Raw genomic sequence first — 16267 nt, forward strand, 5'->3', positions numbered from 1 at the left:
ACGCTTGGCGCTCGTCCGCGTTCTTGGCGCGCACTCTGGAGAAGAGCAAGATGGAGCCGCAAATTGATTACGAAAGCCAAGTCGCTCTTTATCTGGCGGCGCAGATTCAGGAAGAGAACCTCGAAATAAATCGAAAAAGAATGGCCGAGGCGTTCGATCCTGTGACGACTTTCGTCTATCTCAAATGCAGAGAATTATATTGGACCGTGACCCGACGGCTCGGCCTTGCGCATCTGCACGATGGATCGAGGCCTCGGCCTGTCGAGCCCCGCCCGACTTTACCAAGAGATCTCGAGTGGGATGACGCGTGTCGTTCAATTTCCTCCTGCCGTGTGTTCATTGACGTCACGCCGACGCGACGGCTTGGAGGGAAAACTGGCGTTCATCGGGTTGTTCGCGAGATCGCCAGAAGATCGATCCGGGATGGATTTGCGCTTCCCGTCGTTGTCGAAAATGGCGAACTTCGTTCGTACTATGAGCATCCGTCGCTTATGAACCCGATCAAGTTCAGGGCAGGCGACAAATTTGTGCTGCTCGATGCAAGCTGGGGATTGCTCTCCGAACATCTGCCGTTCATCGAGGATCTCGCCGATGTCGGCGGCCAGCTCATAACGGTTCTGTACGACCTGATCCCTGTGGTCCATCCGCTCAGCGTCACGCCGCGCATGACTGACGAATTCAACGAGTGGTTCGAAAAAATCGTTTTGAAGAGCGATCGCATCATCGGCGTCTCAAAAACCACTGTGCTGAATTTTGTCGCTCACGTCATGCGCAAAAATCTCGCCACAAAGCCCCATCTTCGCGTCGGCTTGTGGCGACTGGGCGCGGATTTCGACGATGAGGATCACGATCCGATCTCCGCCGCCGTCAAAGCCGTGACGGAAAGCGAGACGCCGTTTTTTCTCAGCGTGGGCACTCTCGAGCCACGAAAAGGGTATCCGGTGGCGCTAGACGCCTTCGAACGGCTTTGGTCGCAGGGAGTCGACGCTCGATACGTCATCATTGGCCGAGCAGGGTGGCAAAGCGAAGCTCTCGAACATCGCATCAAGCAACATTGCGAATATGGCGGACGTCTTCTCTGGCTCGATGACGCGAGCGACGCTGACCTTCGTCACTGCTATGCCCACGGGCGGGCGTTGGTGTATCCATCGATGATTGAGGGATTTGGTCTTCCGCTCGTTGAAGCCGGTCGTTACGGACTTCCGGTCGTCGCCTCGGATTTGCCAGTGTTCCAGGAAACCGGCGGACCCCACGTCCGCTATTTCAACTTGCTGGACTCGGTCGACCTTGCCAAGAAAATCGAAGATCTCTGTCGCGAGCCGACCACAAAGGAAAAACTGCCGACCTATTCGTGGGACGATTCCGTGCGCAATCTCGCCGATCTGGTCTTGAACGACGCCTATCAGACGCGCATCCAGGTCTGGCCTCCGCGCAGGATCAGCAGTCCGGCGCTTATTTGATGGGCGGGCGGCTTCGGAAAGCCGCCCGGCCGGAGTCCTATTCTCCGCCGCTCGCTGCGGCCGCTTCCCTCTCGGCCTTTTCCTTGGCCTCGAGGTCTTCGCCGGTCTCCTGATCGACGGCGCGCATCGACAGGCGCACCTTGCCGCGGTCGTCGAAGCCGAGAAGTTTGACCTTCACGCGGTCGCCTTCCTTGACGACGTCGGTCGTCTTGTTCACGCGCTGCTTGGAAAGCTGCGAAATGTGAACGAGTCCGTCCTTGGCGCCGAAGAAATTGACGAAGGCGCCGAAGTCGGCGGTCTTCACCACCGTCCCCTCATAAATCATTCCGACCTCGGGATCGGAGGCGATGGATTTGATCCAGTTGATCGCCGCCTTGATCGAATTGCCGTCCGAGGAGGCGACCTTCACCGTGCCGTCGTCCTCGATATTGATCTTGGCGCCGGTCTTCTCGACGATCTCGCGGATGACCTTGCCGCCTGAGCCGATGACGTCGCGGATCTTGTCGGTTGGAATCTTCATCGTCTCGATTCGCGGCGCGAATTCGCCGAGCTCCGCGCGCGAACTCGCGATCGCCTTCGCCATTTCGCCGAGAATATGCATGCGGCCGTCCCGAGCCTGAGCGAGCGCGACCTTCATGATCTCCTCGGTGATTCCTGCGATCTTGATGTCCATCTGCAGCGAGGTCACGCCATTGCCTGTGCCCGCGACCTTAAAGTCCATGTCGCCGAGATGATCCTCGTCGCCGAGAATATCCGAGAGCACGGCGAAGCGTTCGCCTTCGAGAATCAGGCCCATCGCGATGCCGGCGGTGGGCGCCTTGAGCGGCACGCCGGCGTCCATGAGCGCGAGCGACGTGCCGCAGACCGTCGCCATGGAGGACGAGCCGTTCGACTCCGTGATCTCGGACACGACGCGCAGCGTATAGGGAAACTCGGCGGCGGCCGGCAGCATCGGGCGGATGGCGCGCCAGGCGAGCTTGCCGTGGCCGATCTCGCGACGGCCGGGCGAGCCCATGCGGCCCGTCTCGCCGACGCTATAGGGCGGGAAGTTGTAGTGGAGCAGGAAGCGCTCCTTATAGGTGCCCTCGAGCGAGTCGACATATTGCTCGTCTTCGCCCGTTCCGAGAGTCGCGACGACGAGCGCCTGAGTCTCGCCGCGGGTAAAGAGCGCCGAGCCGTGGGTGCGCGGCAGAACGCCGACTTCGGCGACGATCGGACGCACGGTTTTCACGTCGCGGCCGTCGATGCGCAGGCCGGTGTCGAGAATATTGTTGCGCACGACCTTGGCTTGAAGCTCTTTGAAGGCTTCGGAGATCTGCTCCTTGGAAAATTTCGGCTCGCCGCCTTCGGGCGCGAGGGCCGCCATCACCTTCGCTTTGGCGGCGTCGACCGCGGCGTAGCGCTCCTGCTTCACCGTGTGCTTATAGGCTTCGCGCAGATCGGCTTCGGCGACCTCCGAGATCGCCTTGGCGATTTCGGTCGTGTCGGGCGTCGCCAGGTCGCGCGGATCCTTGGCGGCGCGTTCGGCGAGGCGGATGATGGCGTCGAGCACCGGCTGGAAGCCGCGGTGGCCGGTCATCACCGCTTCCAGCATCGTCTCTTCGGAAAGCTCCTTGGCCTCCGACTCGACCATCAGCACGGCGTCATGCGTGCCGGCGACGATGAGATCGAGATCGGAAAGCTTCATCTCCTCGATCGTCGGATTGAGCTTCAGCTGACCGTTGACGTAGCCGACGCGCGCGCCGCCGACGGGCCCCATGAACGGCACGCCGGACAGCGTCAGCGCCGCAGAGACGGCGACCATGGCGAGGATGTCAGGATCGTTTTCGAGATCATGCGACAGGACGGTCACGATCACTTGCGTGTCATTGCGATAGCCGTCGGGGAACAGCGGGCGGATCGGCCGGTCGATGAGGCGCGACACCAGCGTTTCGCGTTCGGAAGGACGGCCCTCGCGTTTGAAGTAGCCGCCGGGGATGCGGCCCGCCGCGAAGGCCTTTTCCTGATAATTGACTGTGAGCGGGAAGAAGTCCTGCCCCGGCTTCGGCGCCTTGGCGGAGACGACGGTGGCGAGCACGGTGGTCTCGCCGTAGCTCGCCATCACGGCGCCGTCGGCCTGACGCGCGACCTTGCCGGTCTCGAGCACGAGCGTGCGCCCGGCCCAATCGAGTTCTTCGCGGTGAATCTGGAACATGCTGGTCTTTCTCTGATGAACCCGCGGTTCGTCATGAGCAAGACGGCGAGAAGCTGCGGCAGCGATGTTTCTAAAAAGCGTCGACGCAGCGTCCGGCGATCCTGCCATGACTTTACGCGTTGGTCGTGGCGAGCGTCCCTAGACGCTCCGTAGTGGAAAAGCGGCGCATGGGCGCGCCGCTTTCGCTAATGCTTTGTTTAGCGGCGGATCCCCAGCCGCTCGATCAGGCTCTTATAGCGCGCTTCGTCGCGCACCTTGACGTAGTCGAGCAGCTGGCGGCGCTGGGAAACCAGCTTCAGGAGCCCGCGACGCGAGTGATTGTCCTTCGCGTGGGTCTTGAAGTGTTCGGTGAGATTGACGATTCGCTCGGTGAGAATCGCCACCTGCACCTCAGGCGAGCCCGTGTCATTGGCCTTGGTGGAATATTCCTTGATGAGCGCCTGTTTGCGCTCCGCCGTGATCGACATCGGTTGTCCTTGTCTTTCGGGGTGATCCGCGCTCCGCGGCCCGGGCCGGGATGTCGTCCAGCGAGGTCGCGCGAAAACGGAGCCGCCCCGGCGAACCGGGGCGTGCGCTGGCCTTATAGCAGAAATGCGGGAGATGGATAGAGGCCTTACGCCTTCTCCAGCGCCTTCAGTCGCGCCCCAAGCTTGTCGATTTCCGCTTCCGCGCGGACAAGCTCGGTCACGTCATATTGGACGCCGAGAAAGTAGATCACCGCGCCGCCATTATCCAGTAACGGCGTGATATTGAGCTTGTTGAAGAATAACTCGCCGTTTTTCCGATAGTTGCGCAGCGTCACTTCAATGTGTTGCTGCTTGCGCAAGGCCTCTCGCAGGGGCGCAAGCCCTTCCTGATCGCGGTCGTCGCCTTGCAGAAAACGGCAATTGCGGCCGATGATCTCCTCCTGGCCGTAGCCGGTCATGCTTTCGAACGCCTTGTTCGCATAGACGATCGGCGCGTCGGGTTGATCCGGGTCCGCCAGCGTGACGCCGTTGACGCATGAATCGAGAATCTGCGTCAGAATCTTCGGGATGATCCCGCCATCTTTCTGAACAATGAACATCGCTCGGACCTCAATGTCATTTTGACGCGCCTGCGGTTTCCGCCGACGGCGCGCCGGTTTCGAGAAGCGCCCGGATATTTTCGACGATCTGCTCCGCGCCGTCCTGCAATGCGGCGCGAATCAATTTCACGAAGGGTCGCATCGAAATTTCGATCTCGCGCAATTCGAAGGTGAAAATCAGCATCGTCCCATCCGACTGGCGCTCGAATTCATAGAAGGATGAGAAGGGTTCGGAGAGTCCTTCCAATGCGAGACGGCGCGGGCGTTCGACGGCCACGATTTCAAATGTGCTCTCGCTGCGAATGCCCCGCTCGATCGTGACTTGACGCGCGGTCATCCCGACGCGCGCCGGCGCGCGTTCACTTGGCTCCAGCTCCACGACCTGCGGACACCAGCGCGGGTAGTTTGCGAAAAAATCGCGAGCGACAAAGTCGAACGCATCGTCACGCGGCCGGGAAATCGCGGTTCGGGCGACGCCGCTGACCGCTGACGGCCGCGGCGCGCTCAAGCCTTGGAGATTGACGTTAAGTCCCAGCATGCGACGCCCCGGCTCAAAACAGGGTGGGCTCCCTCGGACGAGCTAGGCTTTTTCGGGCGATGGGCAAGGGCGATCGGGACGACATCGTCCGCGTCGTCCGAAAACGAGGGCAAGTTGGCGAACATCGACGGTCTTCAGGGCGGAAAAAGCGCCAATCTCTTCCCTCGGGTCAGCGTTTGCTTCAACGGCCCATTCCAACCGGCGAGGTCGGCCATGAGCGGTGCGCCAAATATCGAAAACCAGTTGCTGATCGCGGTCTTCGGTCTTTTCTCGATCCTGCTGGTCGTCGAGAAATTCCGTCCTTACAAGAAATTCGCGGTTGCGGGATTGAAGGCGTCATTCTCCACCAACGCCTCGGCGTTTCTGATCAACAACGTCATCATGAATCTCCTGTCCGTTTCCAGCCTGCTCGTCGTCGCCGCGAATTATTCGAGCTACGGCTTGCTATCGCGTTTGCCCGACGGGGCTTCGAAATGGATCGCAAGCTTCGTGTTGTTCGATTTCGCAGTGTACGCGTGGCATTTTCTCGGCCACAAATGGGAAGCGCTCTGGCTGTTTCACAAGATTCATCACAGCGATAAGAGCTTTCACGTCACGACCGGGCTGCGGTTTCACGTTTTTGATCAGTTGCTGGAAGTCATCGTGAAATGCGTCTGCGCCGTCCTCATCGGCGCGCCGGCGCATGTCGTGGTGTCCTGCGAGGTTGCGCGCATGTTCTTCGTGCTGTTTCACCACGCCAACATCACGATTCCCGGCGAGAGGATTCTGTCCTATTTCATCATCACGCCGTCGTTGCACCGCGCGCATCACTCGACGCTGCGCAGCGAGCACGACAGCAATTATGGAATCGTCCTTTCGATCTGGGACATCATCTTTGGCACGCGCAAGGTTCTGACGCCAAAATCCATCGGCCTCGAGCTGATCGAGGCGGAAAACTTCATTCAGCTCTTCAGTTTGGCCTTTCTGACCGAGCGACGGCTCGCGCGCATCGTGCATCTCGTTCCGCGAAAGTCGCAATCTCAGGCTTAGGCTGCGTGCGCCTGCGCAAAGCGCGCCCGGTCTGAAACGCGCAAGATCGCGACGATCGACGCCGGGCCGCATCCGCGCTGTTTCTCGAGAGCCCTGATGAAACGCATCGCCAAATATTGTTCGCTGCTTGTCGTCGCGAGCGGCTTCGCGCCCGCCGCGGCGCAGGACATCTCCTCCGCCTACACCAAGCTCGACGTGCGCCGCGACTGCAAACACCGGCCGGGGACGGCGATCGAGGACTATGGCGAGTGGCGCTGCAAGGGCCATGCGGGCGCGCCCATGTGGCTCGGGGCGGGCGACCAGCGCATGTATGTCAGTTTCGGAGCGAAGGCCAAGGACGAACCGGCGGCGGGTCAGACGCTTGCGCCCTTCAACGATTTCTATAAGGGCGTCGTCGAATGGCGGCTCTCCAATGGCAAGCCCTTCGCCGGGATCATGCGCTGGAACGTGAAACGCGCCGCCGACATGGAGAACCGCGAAATACGCGGCCGCGCCTTGGTCGTCACGCGCCTGCCGCCGGGCGCCGTCTGCCACGTCGGCTATGTCGACGCGCTCGCCAACCCGAACGCCAACGAACTGGCGCGCGAGATCGCCGACCGGCGCGCCCGCGACTTCGTCTGCGGCGTGGACACGCCGGTCGTCCTCGGCAAGATCACGCCAGGCGAGGACGTCTTCGGCGCAAAGCCGTGAGCGCTAGGCGCCTTTGTCGGGCTGCAGCATCTGCGCGTCGCCCCGCAGCATGCGGGTGATGAAGGCCCGGGCCGCCGGCTTGTCTTCGCGCGACGCCAGCCCCGCCATCAATCCCAGCCCGCCGCCGAGCGTGACGCCGGCAAGCGCGCAGAGCGCATAGGCTTCGAAGCGATTGGGCGAACCCGCGGCGGCCAGCGCGCCGAACAGGCCGACCGCGCCGCCGCAGAGCGCGAGGATCGCCTCTCGATCGCCCGCGCGCGACCAGAAGGCGAGGGCGAGAGACGGCGCGAGGCAGGCGGCGGAGACGGCGAGCGCCGCGGCGACCAGCGCGCCGGGCGTGAAGACGCCCGCGACCGCCGCGACGTAAGCGAGCGTCGACACCGCGACGAGAGTGACGCGATTGACCGCGAGGCGGCGGCTCGTGAGGTCGATCTCGCCGCGCAGACGATACAGCGCGTCATGGCCGAAAGCCGTCGCGCAGGCTTGCAGGCCGGCCGTCGCGAGCGCCAGCCCCAGCGCCACAAGCGCGGACGCGATAAGCCCGGAAGACGCCGCGCCGAGCTCGGCGATCTGCGGAAGCGCGCCCAGCAGAAAATCGCCGTCGACCGGCCGAATGTCCGACGCGGCGAGCGGCGCGCCGAGCGCATGTCCCTTCCCCGCGCAGGCGCGCTGCGCCTCCGAAGGGCCGCGCACATAGAAGCCGCAAATGCTGATGAGGCCGCGCTCGCTGGCCTGATAGATCGCCTGCGGCAGCCGCTCCGGCGACTGTCCGACCGTCGCGCGGGAGAGCGACAGCGCCGATGCGGCGATCGCCGCCGCCGCCAGCAGCGCGATGACGAGGCTCCAGAAGAGAGCGGCGATTCCGGCGCGGCGCGCGCTTCGCTTGTCGATCGTCGTCACCGAGGCTGCGAGCACCGGCGCAAGCGTCGCGACGCCAAGCGCCGCGGCAATCATCGTCGCGACATCAATCGGGAGGCCGAGGCGCGTCGGCGACACCCGCCAGCTCTCCAGCAGCTGCGCGGCTTCGGTCGAGGCGGGGCCGCCGAAGATCAGACCGCTCGGGAGCGCGTCATGAAGACTCAGCGCGGCGATCGGCCAGCCGAAACCCAGCAACGCGACGCCGGCGGCCGCCGCCGCCGCCCACATGACGCCCGAAAGCCCGCCAGGACCGGCGATGATAAGGCTCGCCGCGGCGATGAGAAACGCCGCGAAACTGCGATTGGCGCCGGTGAGGTCGACCAGCGCGTTGACGGCAAGCAGGCCGCCGGCGGCGGCGAGCAGCGTCGACGCCAGCGCCACCGCGCCGATGAAGCCGACCCTGGCCGCGGCGCTGGGAAAGCGGGCGCAGAGGATTTCGGAAATCGAAAAGACCCCGGTCTTGCGCAGCAGCGGTCCCAGATAGAGTCCCGCTACGGCAAGGCCGATGAAGACTCCGGCGATCGCCCCCACAGTCCAGCCATGTCCGGCCAGCCGCGCGCCGAACGGCAGCATCAGGGCGACGATGATCGCGGCGTTGGCGAAGCCGGCGTACGCGGCGGGCAGGGCGCGGCCGGCGGTGTAATAGACCGACACCCGCATCGAATGCAGCAGGAAGCCGAGGGTCGCGAGCCCGAGGATGGTGAAATACGGCGGCGCAGCGCCGACGAAGCGCTCCGGCGCGCCGACGCGGTCGAGAAGCGCCGCGAATGCGAAAGCCAGGAGAAAGCTCGCGGCCACAAAGGCGATTCGGGCGTCGAGATTGGCTCTTTCGAGCGCCGCCTGCTCGCTGGACCGATCGCTCATCATTGGCCTCGTTGAATCGGAAAGAGCGCGAGTCTAATTGAGGACGCTCCCTCGGCCAAGATGGCGCGCATTCACGCGCTAAGCGATCGAACGCGCATAGGTCGCGATATAGCGCGTCATCTTTTCCTTTAGTCGCCCGAAAGCCACGCCCATGCGGTTGTAGCCGATCGCGGCCGGGATGGCGGCGGCGAGCCCATACGCCGTCGCCGCGAGCGCGTCGGCGATGCCAGGAGCGACGACCGCCAGACTCGTGTCCTGGGTCTCCGCGATCCCGGCGAAGCTCGACATGATCCCCCAGACCGTGCCGAAGAGGCCCACGAACGGCCCCGCCGAGGCGACGATCGCCAGAACGGGAAGCCCGCTTTCCGCGTCGAGCATGAATTCGCGCGCGGCGCGGTTCGTCTGCTGCAGAACGCGGTCGCGCCTTTGGTGAATCGTTTCGTTGGGCAGTTCGACTTCGGTCGCCTCGCGGGCGGCGTCGGCGATCGGCCAGAGGACGCCAATGTCGCCGCCGGCGCGCGCGCGATCCAGCGCTTTCGAGATCCGGAGAAGAACAAAAACGCCGTCGATGAGGAGAACCCAGGTCCAGACAGCCGCCGCGAGAAGGAAGGCCATGACCAGTTTGCTGACAGGTCCGGCATAGAGAAACATGCCGATCGGCGACATGGGGGCGAGATTCATTGCGCGTCTCTCCTGCGGCTCTTATGCGCCAGGCTCTAGCCTCTATCGAAAGGTGATTCCTTGCCGGGCGAACACGGCCCCGCAGCTGCTCGGCCCGCGGGAGGCCGCGACGATGCGCCGCGCGAGCGCCGCATGTGCGGCGCTGCCCCCGGAAGCTGAAATGCCCGAAATGCCGCCGCCGGAATTCACATAAAAGGTGACATTCACCGTTCCCGGCCCGAGACTCGTCGTAGCCGGCGTATGTCCGCGGATTGAGGAGGCTATTTGCGCCAGGCAGGTCGCCTGCGAAGCGCCGGAGCCGTCGCCGCGTCCGCCCGGCAGTCCGAAGCGGCCGCCGACGCGCGATCTGCCTGCGCCCTGACCGGTTCCTCCCGGAAGGCCGTAGCGCCGTCCGGTCTCGGTCTGGCGGCTGCGCGCGTTTCCGGCCTCGCGTTCCTTTCGGGGCTTTCGTTCGGCCTTCTTGGGCTTCTCGACCTTTTCTTTTTTCTCGGTCTTTTTCTGCTTTTCCGGCGCTTGAACCGCGTCCGGCTCCATGATCAAGGGCGGCGGCGGCTCGTCTGAAATCAGCTCGTCCATGCCCTCCTCAGTGAGGGCCGCCGTTTCGATCGGCAGCGGATCGTCGAGCGAATCTCCCTCCGGCGCCGGATCTCCGGCCTCCAGAGACACGCCTTCGGGGATGAGGTCCGCGCTTATGCCGCCGAGATCGATGACCGGAGACGCCGGCCAATAAATCCCGGAAGCGAAGAAGGCGAGGAAAATCCCGACGACGGAAGCGGTCGAAGCGGCATACAGCCAACGGGGTCTAAGCGGCGGGCGTTCTTGAACGTCCGCGCCTGTTTTGGGACTCGTCGAAATCTTATTCACTTTGGGAGCGCTCCGCCGCCGATGCGCCATTTATGATCTGCATCATACGCGGGAAGTTCGGCGCTTCAAGCGGTCACGCAACAGTGCGGCTTTGTGCAGCGCCCGCAAAATCGCCTGTGGCGTCCTGATCGACATGCGGCGAGCTTTGGCCGATAAGCCCGTCATGGCCTCCAGTCCGAACTCCTCTGCGCCCGCCGCCGCGGGCGGCGTCTCGACCGCCGTCGTCACGGAAGACGAAGCGGGGATGCGCGTCGATCGCTGGTTCAAGCGTCGTTATCCGACGCTCGCTCTGTCGCATCTCGCGAAAATCTGCCGCAAGGGCGAGGTGCGGGTCGACGGCAAGCGCATCGAAACGTCGACGCGGCTGGAAGAGGGGCAAAAGGTTCGCGTGCCGCCGTTGAGAATCGAGGCGCCTGCGGCCCCGGCGGTCCGCCGCGCGCGGCCGGACGACGCGCGCGCGCTGCAGGCGATGACGCTCTTCGAGGACAAAGACGTCCTCGTGCTCAACAAGTCCTATGGCCTGGCGACTCAGGGCGGATCAGGCCAGACCCGCCACATCGACGGCATGCTGGAGTCGCTCGCCAAGGGCGATACGCGCCCCGTGCTGGTGCATCGCCTCGACCGCGACACCTCGGGCGTGCTGCTCGTCGCCAAGAATCGGCGGATGGCCGCCGAACTTGGCGAGATTTTCCGGTCGCGGCAGGCGAAGAAGATCTATTGGGCGCTCGTCGAGGGTGTGCCGAAGCCCGCGCAGGGCCGGATTTCGCTCTATCTGGCGAAAGGCGCCGGCATGGAGACATCCAGAGGCGGCGCGAGGGAGCTCGAGAAAATGCGCGTCGCCAAACATGGCGAGTCCGACGCCCAGCATTCGCTGACCTATTACGCCATCGTCGACAAGGTCGCGCCGCGCTGCGCCTGGCTGTCGATGAAGCCGCTCACCGGCCGCACGCATCAGCTGCGCGCCCATGCGGAGGCGATCGGCCATCCGATCTTCGGCGATCCCAAATATGGCCATCGCGCCGAGGACGAGGTTCGCCGGCGCGATCCGCTGCGGGCGATGCCGGACGGGCTCGATCGCAAACTCCACCTCCTCGCGCGCCGCCTCACGCTGCCGCATCCGGGCGGCGGAACTCTGGACGTGACCGCGCCGCTGCCCGATCATATGCGGAAGAGCTGGGAGCTGTTCGGCTTCGACGCAAAGCGTCACGATCCGATCGAGGACGCGCCGGACGCTTGAGGCCTGTCGCGGACGGGCATTTCGGCAGGCAGCAGCCTGACGGGGAATCCGGAGCGGATCCAGGAACGCTGAGATCGCTCTCGATTCCCGATCGCGCGCTGACGCGAGCGTCGGGAATGACGCGCGTTGAGCGGTGGGGCGAACGCTAGGGAATGACAAATGTCAAACGAACCGACCGGCCTCGACGCCGATTTCTTCGTTGCCGCCGAGGAGCGCGACCCGGTCAAGGCCGCGCGCGACCCGGCGCGCGCCCTGCCAAAGCGCTTCTATAAGGAGGCGGCCGCGGGGCCGGCGGAGGGCGGCTACGGCGTTTTTCTTGACGGCCGGCCGGTCAATACGCCGGCGCGGCGTCGTCTGGTCGCGCCGTCGCCGCCGCTCGCCGAGGCGGTCGCCGCCGAATGGGCCAGCCAGGGCGAGACGATCGATCCGGCCACGATGCCGCTCACCAAGCTCATGAACACCGCCCTTGACGGGGTGGCGACGCAGATGGCCGAAGTCGAGGCCGAGGTCGTCAGATACGCCGGCTCCGACCTGATATGTTACCGCGCCGGGGAGCCGGAAGGCCTCGCTGCCGCGCAAAGCGCCGCCTGGGACCCCCTTGTCGCCTTTGCGCGCGAAACGCTTGGCGCCAAGCTCGCGCTCGCCGAAGGCGTCATGTTCGTCGAACAGCCGCAGGAGGCGCTCGACGCCATTGCGCGCGCCGTGCGCGACTATGTGGGGGAGGGTCCGGGCGCGCCGCTCAGGCTCGCGGCGCTGGACGTCATGACCACGCTGACGGGGTCTGCGATCATTGCGTTTGCGACAGCGCTTCGCCGCTTGGATGCGGACGCAGCCTGGGAGGCGGCCAACGTCGACGAAGACTGGCAGATGCGCGCCTGGGGCGAGGACGCCGAAGCCCTGGCGCGACGGTCGGCGCGCTTTCGGGAGTTCGCGGCGGCGGCGACTTTGTCGCGCGAATCCGCCGACGACTGACGGCCGCGCAATTAAGAGGCGCCTGCGCCCAAAGCTGCGGCCAATTCGCCGTCGGAGCGCTTCCTCTCTTGCTTTGCACAATGGCCTTTGTTACGGAACGCGCGGCCTGGAGTCGTTCTAAGGAAAACCGCCAAGGAAACGCTCCCGCGACCGGCCCTCGCCCCGCCGAAGTCGGACAAGACTCGATGCCCCTGCTGCTCGAACAATATCTGCCGCTGGTGATCTTCATCGCGCTTTCGGCCGTGATCGCCGGCGCGCTGCTCGTTGCGCCCTTCCTGCTCGCATTCAAGGCGCCGGACCCCGAAAAGCTCTCCGCCTATGAATGCGGCTTCAACCCATTCAATGACGCGCGCATGAAATTTGACGTGCGCTTCTATCTGGTCTCGCTTCTTTTCATCGTTTTCGATCTCGAAGTGGCCTTTCTCTTTCCCTGGGCGGTGGCCTTCAAGGAAGCGGGCGCCTTCGGCTTCTGGTCGATGATGGTCTTCCTGGGCGTGCTCACCGTCGGCTTCGTCTACGAGTGGCGCAAGGGAGCTCTGGAATGGGATTGATCGAGAAGGAAGGCGCGCGCCAGACGCTGATCGCGCCGCAGCCCAAGGGGCTGATCGATCCGCGCACTGGCAAGCCTGTCGGGTCGGACGATCCGTTTTTCCTGCATCTCAACGACGAACTCGCCGACAAGGGGTTTTTCGTCACCGCGACGGACGACGTCATCAATTGGGCGCGCACTGGTTCGCTGATGTGGATGACCTTCGGCCTCGCCTGCTGCGCGGTCGAGATGATCCAGGCGGCGATGCCGCGCTATGATCTGGAGCGCTTCGGCTTCGCGCCGCGCGCGAGCCCGCGCCAGTCCGACTGCATCATCATCGCGGGCACGCTGACGAACAAAATGGCGCCGGCGCTGCGCAAGGTCTACGACCAGATGCCGGAGCCGCGTTACGTGATCTCGATGGGCTCCTGCGCCAACGGCGGCGGCTACTACCACTATTCCTATTCGGTGGTGCGCGGCTGCGACCGCATCATTCCGGTCGACGTCTATGTGCCGGGATGCCCGCCTTCGGCGGAGGCGCTCGTCTACGGCATGCTGCTGTTGCAGAAGAAAATCCGGCGCACGGGCACGATCGAGCGCTAGCACGCGAATTGAGGGGTTGTTGTCCGCCCTCGTCTTTCGAGACGCCCGTTTGCGCGGGCTCCTCAGCGATGAGAGCGGGTTCGGGTCAAACAATTCCGCATCCCAATGGGACGGCGCAGCCGTTGTCTCGAAGGGCGAGCGAATTGCGCCAGGCCAAGGAATCATACGATGTCGGCTGAGTTGGAAGCTCTCGGCGCTAAAATCAGCGGCGCCTTGCCCGGCGCGATCGCGGGCGTTATGGTCGCTTTTGGCGAACTCACGCTAACCGTTGCGCGCGACCGTTGGCTCGACGTCGCGACCCATCTGCGCGACGATCCTGACTGCCTTTTCGTGTGCTGCATCGATGTGACGGCGGCGGATTTTCCCGAGCGCGCGGAGCGGTTCGAGGTCGTCGCGCATCTGCTCTCGCCGAAGCACAATCGCCGCATCCGCATCAAGACGCCGGCGTCGGAAGAAACGCCTGTCGCCTCGCTCACCGCGCTCTATCCCGGCGTCGACTGGTTCGAGCGCGAAACCTACGATCTCTTCGGGGTGATCTTCTCCGGCCATCCCGATCTGCGTCGCATCATGACCGACTACGGCTTCGACGGTCATCCGCTGCGCAAGGACTTCCCGATGACGGGCTTCGTCGAGGTGCGCTACGACGACGAACAGAAGCGCGTCGTCTACGAGCCGGTGCGGCTCAGCCAGGAATACCGCAACTTCGATTTCCTTTCGCCGTGGGAGGGCGTGCAGTACGACCTGCCCGGCGACGAAAAGGCGAGCAAGTGAGCGCGTTGCAGATGAACGATCAAACACCCTCGCCAGCGAAGCCGGAATCGCAGGGCCTGCGCAACTTCAACATCAACTTCGGACCGCAGCATCCGGCCGCGCACGGCGTGCTGCGCCTGATTCTGGAGTTGGACGGCGAAGTCGTCGAGCGCGTCGATCCGCATGTCGGCTTCCTGCATCGCGGCACCGAAAAGCTGATGGAGGCGCGGACCTATCTTCAGAACGTGCCCTATTTCGATCGGCTCGACTATTGCGCGCCAATGAATCAGGAGCATGCGTTCTGCCTCGCCATCGAGCGTCTGCTCGGCGTCGAAGTTCCGCGGCGCGGCCAGCTCATCCGCGTGCTTTACGCCGAAATCGGCCGGCTGTTGTCGCATCTGCTCAACGTCACCTCGCAGGCGATGGACGTCGGCGCGCTGACCCCGCCGCTCTGGGGGTATGAAGAGCGCGAGAAGCTGATGGTGTTTTACGAGCGCGCATCGGGCGCGCGCATGCACGCCAATTACTTCCGGCCCGGCGGCGTCGCGCGCGATCTGCCTGACCAGCTCGTCGAGGACATCGGCGCCTTTTGCGATCCGTTCCTCAAGGTCGTCGACGATCTCGACGAACTCTTCATCGGCAATCGCATCTTCAAGCAGCGCAACGTCGACATCGGCGTCATTTCGCTCGAAGACGCCTGGAAGTGGGGCTTCTCCGGGGTGATGGTGCGCGGTTCGGGCGCCGCCTGGGATCTGCGGAAGGCGCAGCCGTACGAATGCTATGAGGAGATGGAGTTCGACATCCCGGTCGGCAAGCATGGCGACTGCTACGACCGCGCCGTGATCCGCATGGAGGAAATGCGGCAGTCGACGTCGATCATGAAGCAATGCGTCGAGAAGCTGATGCGCGCCGAAAACCGCGGCCCGGTGCTGACGCCCAATCACAAGATCACGCCGCCCTCGCGCGGCCAGATGAAGCGCTCGATGGAGGCGCTGATCCATCACTTCAAGCTGTTCACCGAAGGCTTCCACGTGCCGCAGGGCGAGGTCTACGCCGCGGTCGAGGCGCCGAAGGGCGAATTCGGCGTCTATCTGGTCTCGGACGGCGGCGACAAGCCTTATCGGTGCAAGATTCGCGCGCCGGGCTTCGCGCATTTGTCCTCCATGGATTTTCTCTGCAAGAACCACATGCTCGCCGACGTCTCGGCGATCCTGGGGTCGCTCGACATCGTGTTCGGGGAGGTCGATCGCTAATGTCCGTCCGTCGTCTCGCCGAAGATCAGCCCGCGGGCTTCGAATTCACGCCCGAGAACAAGGCCTGGCTCGAGAAGCAGATCGCCAAATATCCCGACGGCCGACAGGCGTCCGTCGTCGTGCCTGCGCTGTGGCAGGCGCAAAAGCAGAATGACAATTGGCTGCCGCAGGCGGCGATCGAAGGCGTCGCGGCCACGCTCGGCATGGCGAAAATCCGCGTGCTCGAGATCGCGACCTTCTATTCGATGTTCAATCTGGAGCCGGTCGGCAAATATTTCATCCAGCTGTGCGGCACGACTCCCTGCCTGCTCGCCGGTTCGGATGAAATCATCGAGGTGCTGCACCGCCGAGTCGGCCCGCAGCGGCGCGTCACCGACGACGGGCTGTTCTCCTGGCTCGAGGTCGAGTGCCTCGGCGCCTGCTGCAACGCGCCGATGGCGCAGATCAACGACGACTATTACGAAGATCTGACGGCCGAGAATTTCGAGAAGCTTCTCGACAATCTCGCCGCGGGTCGTCCGGTGAAGACCGGCTCGCAGATCGGCCGCGTCTCTTCGGAGCCGATCGGCAAGCTCACGAGCCTGACGTCGTTTTACGGCGACGGCGCGAAGTAGCGGAG

Annotated in this window: 17 protein-coding genes; 10 read left to right on the plus strand and 7 right to left on the minus strand. The window is 64.0% G+C overall.

Translation table 11 applies throughout. The annotated features are described in order from the left end of the window. The first annotated feature begins 491 nt into the window (after positions 1 to 491). On the plus strand, positions 492 to 1460 hold the full coding sequence (locus AB7F41_RS08160) for a glycosyltransferase family 4 protein (RefSeq protein WP_428380625.1): 969 nt from the start codon (positions 492 to 494) through the stop codon (positions 1458 to 1460). A gap of 37 nt (positions 1461 to 1497) precedes the next feature. Here the strand turns inward: AB7F41_RS08160 and pnp are convergent, their stop codons facing one another. The 4 genes from pnp to AB7F41_RS08180 form a co-directional block, all read right to left on the minus strand. Continuing rightward, a complete protein-coding gene (gene pnp, locus AB7F41_RS08165; RefSeq protein ID WP_428380627.1) occupies positions 1498 to 3654 on the minus strand; it encodes a polyribonucleotide nucleotidyltransferase in 2157 nt (718 codons plus the stop codon). Positions 3655 to 3851: 197 nt separating this feature from the next. Beyond that, complete coding sequence (gene rpsO, locus AB7F41_RS08170) at positions 3852 to 4121, minus strand: 30S ribosomal protein S15 (protein WP_428380629.1); 270 nt, start codon at positions 4119 to 4121, stop codon at positions 3852 to 3854. Between the two features lie 146 nt (positions 4122 to 4267). Next, complete coding sequence (locus tag AB7F41_RS08175; RefSeq protein WP_428380631.1) at positions 4268 to 4720, minus strand: PAS domain-containing protein; 453 nt, start codon at positions 4718 to 4720, stop codon at positions 4268 to 4270. Between the two features lie 16 nt (positions 4721 to 4736). Beyond that, positions 4737 to 5258, minus strand: a complete 522-nt coding sequence (locus AB7F41_RS08180; protein WP_428380633.1) for an SRPBCC family protein — start codon at positions 5256 to 5258, stop codon at positions 4737 to 4739. Positions 5259 to 5471: 213 nt separating this feature from the next. Here AB7F41_RS08180 and AB7F41_RS08185 point away from each other — a divergent pair, with 213 nt between their 5' ends. Both AB7F41_RS08185 and AB7F41_RS08190 read left to right on the plus strand, forming a co-directional pair. Then, complete coding sequence (locus AB7F41_RS08185) at positions 5472 to 6287, plus strand: sterol desaturase family protein (RefSeq protein WP_428380634.1); 816 nt, start codon at positions 5472 to 5474, stop codon at positions 6285 to 6287. Positions 6288 to 6383: 96 nt separating this feature from the next. Then, positions 6384 to 6977 (plus strand): hypothetical protein, encoded by a 594-nt coding sequence (locus AB7F41_RS08190; RefSeq protein WP_428380636.1) that lies wholly within the window; start codon positions 6384 to 6386, stop codon positions 6975 to 6977. 3 nt (positions 6978 to 6980) lie between these two features. Here AB7F41_RS08190 and AB7F41_RS08195 read toward each other — a convergent pair whose 3' ends face one another. The 3 genes from AB7F41_RS08195 to AB7F41_RS08205 all read right to left on the minus strand — a co-directional run bounded on the left by AB7F41_RS08195 (position 6981) and on the right by AB7F41_RS08205 (position 10304). Further along, on the minus strand, positions 6981 to 8759 hold the full coding sequence (locus AB7F41_RS08195) for a sodium:solute symporter (RefSeq protein ID WP_428380637.1): 1779 nt from the start codon (positions 8757 to 8759) through the stop codon (positions 6981 to 6983). A gap of 78 nt (positions 8760 to 8837) precedes the next feature. Continuing rightward, positions 8838 to 9440, minus strand: a complete 603-nt coding sequence (locus AB7F41_RS08200) for a MotA/TolQ/ExbB proton channel family protein (RefSeq protein WP_428380638.1) — start codon at positions 9438 to 9440, stop codon at positions 8838 to 8840. A 42-nt stretch (positions 9441 to 9482) separates the two neighbouring features. Beyond that, the gene (locus tag AB7F41_RS08205; protein WP_428380640.1) at positions 9483 to 10304 is read right to left on the minus strand and encodes a hypothetical protein; all 822 of its coding nucleotides are present in this window, start codon (positions 10302 to 10304) and stop codon (positions 9483 to 9485) included. A 163-nt stretch (positions 10305 to 10467) separates the two neighbouring features. On the opposite strand from AB7F41_RS08205, the gene AB7F41_RS08210 reads away from it, so the two are divergent. The 7 genes from AB7F41_RS08210 (at position 10468) to nuoE (ending at position 16262) form a co-directional block, all read left to right on the plus strand. Further along, positions 10468 to 11541, plus strand: coding sequence for a pseudouridine synthase (locus AB7F41_RS08210; RefSeq protein WP_428380800.1), 1074 nt, complete (start codon positions 10468 to 10470; stop codon positions 11539 to 11541). Positions 11542 to 11700: 159 nt separating this feature from the next. After that, positions 11701 to 12513, plus strand: coding sequence for an ATP12 family chaperone protein (locus tag AB7F41_RS08215; protein ID WP_428380642.1), 813 nt, complete (start codon positions 11701 to 11703; stop codon positions 12511 to 12513). 185 nt (positions 12514 to 12698) lie between these two features. Next, entirely contained in the window at positions 12699 to 13064 is a 366-nt protein-coding gene (locus AB7F41_RS08220; RefSeq protein ID WP_428380643.1) for an NADH-quinone oxidoreductase subunit A, read from the plus strand. Continuing rightward, positions 13055 to 13645: a NuoB/complex I 20 kDa subunit family protein gene (locus tag AB7F41_RS08225; protein ID WP_428380644.1), complete on the plus strand. Its 591-nt coding sequence runs from the start codon at positions 13055 to 13057 to the stop codon at positions 13643 to 13645. Before AB7F41_RS08220 ends, AB7F41_RS08225 begins: the two co-directional genes overlap by 10 nt. A 168-nt stretch (positions 13646 to 13813) precedes the next feature. Continuing rightward, a complete protein-coding gene (locus tag AB7F41_RS08230; RefSeq protein WP_428380646.1) occupies positions 13814 to 14416 on the plus strand; it encodes an NADH-quinone oxidoreductase subunit C in 603 nt (200 codons plus the stop codon). 11 nt (positions 14417 to 14427) lie between these two features. Beyond that, positions 14428 to 15648 (plus strand): NADH-quinone oxidoreductase subunit D, encoded by a 1221-nt coding sequence (locus tag AB7F41_RS08235; protein ID WP_428380648.1) that lies wholly within the window; start codon positions 14428 to 14430, stop codon positions 15646 to 15648. Next, positions 15648 to 16262: an NADH-quinone oxidoreductase subunit NuoE gene (gene nuoE / locus AB7F41_RS08240; protein ID WP_428380650.1), complete on the plus strand. Its 615-nt coding sequence runs from the start codon at positions 15648 to 15650 to the stop codon at positions 16260 to 16262. Before AB7F41_RS08235 ends, nuoE begins: the two co-directional genes overlap by 1 nt. The last annotated feature ends 5 nt before the right edge of the window (positions 16263 to 16267 follow it).

The organism is Methylocystis sp. (assembly GCF_050251305.1).
In the GTDB taxonomy this organism is placed as follows: Bacteria; Pseudomonadota; Alphaproteobacteria; order Rhizobiales; family Beijerinckiaceae; genus Methylocystis.